This window comes from Pseudoalteromonas sp. ESRF-bin5 (assembly GCF_002632075.1).
GTDB lineage: Bacteria > Pseudomonadota > Gammaproteobacteria > Enterobacterales > Alteromonadaceae > Pseudoalteromonas > Pseudoalteromonas marina.
Genome location: NZ_NTLW01000286.1, coordinates 1 through 3,100 on the forward strand (window position 1 = coordinate 1; position 3,100 = coordinate 3,100).

Annotated in this window: 2 protein-coding genes and 2 rRNA genes; 3 read left to right on the forward strand and 1 reads right to left on the reverse strand. The window is 36.8% G+C overall.

Going from position 1 to position 3,100, the window contains the following annotated elements:
- From BCG07_RS17685 to BCG07_RS17695, 3 genes are all read left to right on the forward strand, one after another.
- A 23S ribosomal RNA gene (locus tag BCG07_RS17685) occupies positions 1–187 on the forward strand; the annotation flags it as partial.
- A gap of 206 nt (positions 188–393) precedes the next feature.
- Positions 394–508: ribosomal RNA gene (gene rrf / locus BCG07_RS17690) — 5S ribosomal RNA — on the forward strand.
- Between the two features lie 369 nt (positions 509–877).
- Positions 878–1,513: a methyltransferase family protein gene (locus tag BCG07_RS17695; protein WP_286891328.1), complete on the forward strand. Its 636-nt coding sequence runs from the start codon at positions 878–880 to the stop codon at positions 1,511–1,513.
- Positions 1,514–1,520: 7 nt separating this feature from the next.
- Here BCG07_RS17695 and BCG07_RS17700 read toward each other — a convergent pair.
- Positions 1,521–3,100 (reverse strand): putative bifunctional diguanylate cyclase/phosphodiesterase (locus BCG07_RS17700; protein ID WP_286891330.1); only part of this gene is annotated, 1,580 nt, incomplete at its 5' end.

Below are 3,100 nucleotides of genomic sequence, written 5' to 3' on the forward strand. Positions count from 1 at the left end.
GGTAGCTACGTTCGGAACTGATAAGCGCTGAAAGCATCTAAGCGCGAAGCAGGCCTCGAGATGAGTTCTCACTAGACTTTTAAAGTCTCTGAAGGGCCGTTGAAGACTACAACGTTGATAGGCAAGATGTGGAAGTGGTGTGAGCCATTAAGCTAACTTGTACTAATTACCCGTGAGGCTTAACCATACAACGCCAAACGCGTTTTGTGTGACAGTTAAGACAGAAGTTAATGACTAAAGTAGATATTACTGACAGAAAGACTTAAAAAATATTATCAGATATTTTCCAAATTTATGAGGTGACTCTTAGCGCGTAGCGTTAACATTGAGGCACCTTGCGCAAAGGAAAAAGAAGCACTCCGTGCTTGTCATTAATCCTTTGCACCTAATTTGCTTGGTGACAATAGCGTTTTGGACCCACCTGATCCCATGCCGAACTCAGTAGTGAAACGAAACAGCGCCGATGATAGTGTAGCATTTGCTATGTGAAAGTAGGACATTACCAGGCTTCAAATTGTAGAAAGCCGCTTCAGAAATGAAGCGGCTTTTTTACGTCTACAGAAAAGTAATATTTAACATTTTCTTCTCTAAAGCGCAGCCACACAAAAGAGCTCGAAGGCGATCACCATACATGGCTGCCTTGTGCCTTGACACAATAATAATTTCTATTTCACGATGACTTTTACAGATTTACTTCTCTATGTATTGATTTAAGTTTTATAACAATATAAAAAATACTAGCGATTTAAATAAGCGTATTGGCTAATACTTTTATAGAGATAAGTTATTATTGGTTTTGTTTAACTTTACTTGTTAAAAGTCCTTATGGGCTTTATGCTCTCCTTTTGTTAACGTTTTTACTCATTTAGGGTCCTCTATGTCTTTCCCCTTATTTATCGATGACTCACCTTCTTTAATAGAGTTTACTCGTATCTACCTTGCTTTGTTTTATACCTTTGTAGCAGGTTTTTATACCTATAGAATTATTTATATGTCACGTACTGAGAAAGAAAACATTGTTTTTCCTGGAGTTAAGTATTGTGCAAGTTGGTGGAACCATACTGCGTTTAAGTTCTTTAGAGCCTTGATATGGTTTGTATGTGTATTGCGAGTGTTTGTTCCTTCACTTGATAATTACTTAGGGCTTTTTGCTGGTTTGAATGATTGGCCCGGTGTTATGTTTGGCAATGTACTTTTGACAGCAGGTTTTGCTTTATCGATGCTTGTTCATTTTAATATGGCTTCATTATGGCGTTCAGGAGTTGATCCAAACGGTCCACGGGAATTAAAAACAAAAGGGTTATATCAGTTTTCTAGAAACCCAATGTATTTGGGCGTGATAGCCGCTCAAATTGGATTTTTCTTAGCGTTGCCAAGCTTATTTAGTCTAATATGCTTAGTCATTGGGGTCGCAGCTATATACAGGCAAACTCTGGTAGAGGAAAAGCATTTAACCGAGAGCTTTAAAGTTGAATATAAACAATATTCACAGGTAGTGCCTCGCTGGTTTTAATTGTGCGTTATTCTTCAATGAATTCGCTGACAAACACCTTTTTTGAAACTGGTTTAGAAAAGTAATAGCCTTGAATATAATCACATTGCATCTGTTTTAGTAACATGTACTGCTCTTGTTTTTCTACTCCCTCAGCAACTACTTCCACATTTAAGTTATGGGCCATTGTGATAATAGCCCTTACTAGTGCAATGCTATTATCATTTTTTTCTATATCCTTTATAAATGAACGATCTATTTTAAGGATGTCGATATCTAATCGTTGTAAGTATGCCAGTGATGAGTAACCCACGCCAAAATCATCAATAGCAACATCTATTTGAAATTCACTTAGGCGCTTGAGCTGTCGTTTTATTTCTGAATCAGTTCCCATTAGGGTGTTCTCTGTTACTTCTATTAAGACAGAGTGTCCGGGTAAATTGAATTGTTCGCTTGCTTGTATCCATTGCTCAACCCACTCACCAGAGCGATCAATCTCCAGTGGTGAGGTATTAACACTAACTTGTATAAGGCGTTTAGATATTTTATTGAATAAAGTGCAGTCTTGTATTGCTTGCGATTTCACCCAGCGGCCTATGTCGCTTATTAAGCCATTTTTTTCTGCCACAGGGATAAATTCATTGGGCCCTATTAATCCTTTTTGTGGATGATTCCAGCGGATCAATGCTTCGGCTTTAGTAATGCTCTTACCGTCAACAGAAAAAATAGGTTGATAGTACAACTCAAACTGACTTTCTTTTAAACCAAGTTTTATTTCTTCAATGAGTTTTCTTTTCTCAGTTGCTTTTTCTTCAATTGAGTAAGAGAAAAATTCGTACCTATTTCTACCTTTCTTTTTAGACAAATACATTGCTTGGTCTGCACGTTTTACAAGCTTTTCTACTGTACTACCATGCTCAGGATAAAGAGTAATCCCAATACTTGCGGTAACACATACAGTTTCTTCTTTTAATTGTATCGGTTTTAATAATGCTTGTTTGATTTTATCAGCAACTTTAACAGCGATTGTTTGGTTAGCGTTTTTTAAAATTAATGTAAATTCGTCTCCGCCTAATCTTGCAATTATATCCTCATCTTTTATGCATGCTTTGAGTCTATTGGCTACATGATGTAACAGTAAATCTCCGTAGTCATGGCCTAGGCTATCATTAACGTCTTTAAAGCCATCAAGATCTAAAAATATCAATGCAAAGCTTGTATTGTCATTACTGATAAGCGTTTGTATTTCTTCGTAGAAAAAACGACGATTAGGTAAGTCGGTTAAACCATCTTGGTATGCGTAGCGGTGAAGTTCGCTGTTAGCATTTTCAAGCTCTTGGGTACGTGTTTTAACTTGATTTTCTAAAGCGTGTTCACGTTGCTCTATTGTATAGAGCATATCGTTAAAACATACTGTTAATTCGCCAACCTCATCATTAGAGAGTTGCTCGGCACGTAAACTATAGTCATTTGATTTAGTGATGTCGTTAGCTGTTTGAGCTAAATATAAAATGGGGCTTAAAAAACGACGCCTCAGTAACAATGAAATAATTAGGCTGACAGCAAAGGATAGTAGCGTGAGACTAATTATAAACTTTACATAAAAAT